Genomic DNA, 2,285 nt, shown 5'->3' on the forward strand with positions numbered 1-2,285 from the left:
CCAAGTTTACTGACCGCACAGCCTGATGAAAAACAGGCTTATAGCTTATCGCTGGCGCAGTATGTATTAGACGGTGGCCTATCCTCAAGGCTTGAGAGCCGCTTGATACGCGAGCAAGGACTGCTCACCACGGTCGGCACTTCTTACAACTTGCTCGATCGCGGCGATGGCCTGTTTTTGATACAAGCGACGCCGCGTGAAGGAGTAAGCTTAGAGCAAGCGCAGCAAGCTATTATCGCTGAGATTGACAAATTATCTACTGATCCGATTGCCGCTAATGACATTAGCCGTGCAAAGACCAATACGGTGACCTCCTTAGTTTACGCGCAAGATAGTATGCAAGGTCAGGCGCGAATGATAGGCTCCATGCAGTCTATTGGATTAGACGATAGGCTACTTGCAAGCTTGCCAAGTAAACTCGATGAGATAAGTGTCGCCGATATTCAAGCCGCTAGCAAAAAATACTTGGTTAAGGACAATCTCACGGTAATGTACGTGGTACCGCCTGAGAGTGACGCGGCCGATGACAAAACTAACAAACTAACAGCGATAAATTAAGTTTGATTTATCGATATAGAGCAACGAACACTCTATCGCTGACTACGTACGAGTATCAAAAACAATCAGACTAAGAAGAAAAACATGACTCAAAACCTCTTATCAAAGTCCGTCCGTTATCTAAGCATGAGCCTACTACTAGCTATGAGCGTGTCTAGTCATGCAGAGGACTACCGCGCGACTACGATCGTTGATCCTAATGCGCCGATTGCGGCGCTATCGACATTGACCAGTCTCGATAACGTCAAACCGCTACAAATTACCGTACCTGATATCGAACAATTCACCACTACCTCAGGGGTGCGCGTGTCGTTCGTACGTACTACTGCCCTACCTATTGTCGATATTGACTTGCGTTTTAACGCTGGTAGCGCGCGCGATGGCTCGATACGTACAGAGGGCTATGGTATTGCTAATATGGCAGCGACGATGCTGACTCAAGGCACTACTCGATTAGATGAAGAGGCATTCACCCGCGCCTCAGAGACTTTGGGTATCAATCTAGGTAGTAGCGCTTACAAAGATATGTTTATCGTCTCATTGCGCAGCTTATCTGATGATGAGCACCTGCTGCCAGCGATTGACTTGATGACGCAGATGCTAACTGAGGCTACCTTTGATGAGCAAATATTGGCGCGTAACAAAGCGCGGCTTTTGGTCGGTTTGCAGCAGCAAAAACAAGATCCAAGCAGCCTTGCCAGTTTAGAATTTAACGAAGCACTATATGGGACGCACCCTTATGCGCACCCCTCCTCTGGTACATTACAGAGTGTACCTAGTATCAACAGAGCAGATTTATTAGATTTTACAGATCGCTACTTGGTCGCGGCTAATGCCTCACTTGCGATGACAGGCAATCTAACTTCATCCGAGGCAAAGGCGCTCGCTGAGGATATCACCGCTAATCTGCCCAAAGGACAAGCGGCGGCGGTGCTACCTGAACCAAAACCACTGACCAAAGAGCAGCACATTCACATACCCTTTCCTAGTAGCCAAACGACTGTGTTGATGGGCCAATTAGGTAATAAGCGTGCAACCAATCCTGTGGCTCAGCAGCAGCAAACCAACTTCGCTATTGGTAATGAGGTCTTAGCAGGCGGCGACTTTAATGCGCGCTTGATGACCGAGATTCGCCAAAACTTGGGCTATACTTATGGCATCTCAGGATCGATGAATCCGATGTTGACTCGCGGCCCTTATCAGATCGGTTTCTCAACCCGCAACGACAAAGCGCGCGCGGCGATTGATGCCAGCCTAAGCGTCATTGATAAAACGCTAGCGCAAGGTATCACAGCATCTGAGATGCGCTTGACCACAGATAATATGAAAAACAGCTTTCCGATGAGTTTTGCGAGTAATGCTGGGATTAACGGCTTGCTTGGCATGATGAATTTTTATCAGTTGCCAAACAGTTATTTGAGTGATTACGTCAGCCGTATCGAGCAAGTGAGTTTGCCTGCGGTTAACCAGACCCTGCGTGATACGCTGGAGCCTGAGAACTTTTTGATTGTGACTGTTGGGGAAGTCGATCCTTGGAATGACAAATAACTGTATTAGCGCTGTCTATAAACGGCGCTTGATAAATTACAGACAGTGCTTATTGCTAGAGCTAATAGTCTATCAAAATTGATAGACGGTTAAGGGGTACAATACATTGATGTTAACAACGATTAGTCTTTGATAACCATCGTCAAATCGTACTCTAAGCGCTTAGGCTTATACTTAAC

At 47.0% G+C, this 2,285-nt stretch carries 2 protein-coding genes; both read left to right on the forward strand.

The window, feature by feature from the left end; all coding sequences use genetic code 11:
• Positions 1 to 558 (forward strand): M16 family metallopeptidase (locus ACTXGO_RS12665; RefSeq protein ID WP_443574781.1); only part of this gene is annotated, 558 nt, incomplete at its 5' end.
• 84 nt (positions 559 to 642) lie between these two features.
• The gene (locus ACTXGO_RS12670) at positions 643 to 2,106 is read left to right on the forward strand and encodes a M16 family metallopeptidase (protein WP_443574782.1); all 1,464 of its coding nucleotides are present in this window, start codon (positions 643 to 645) and stop codon (positions 2,104 to 2,106) included.
• The last annotated feature ends 179 nt before the right edge of the window (positions 2,107 to 2,285 follow it).

Source organism: Psychrobacter sp. T6-1 (assembly GCF_052258445.1).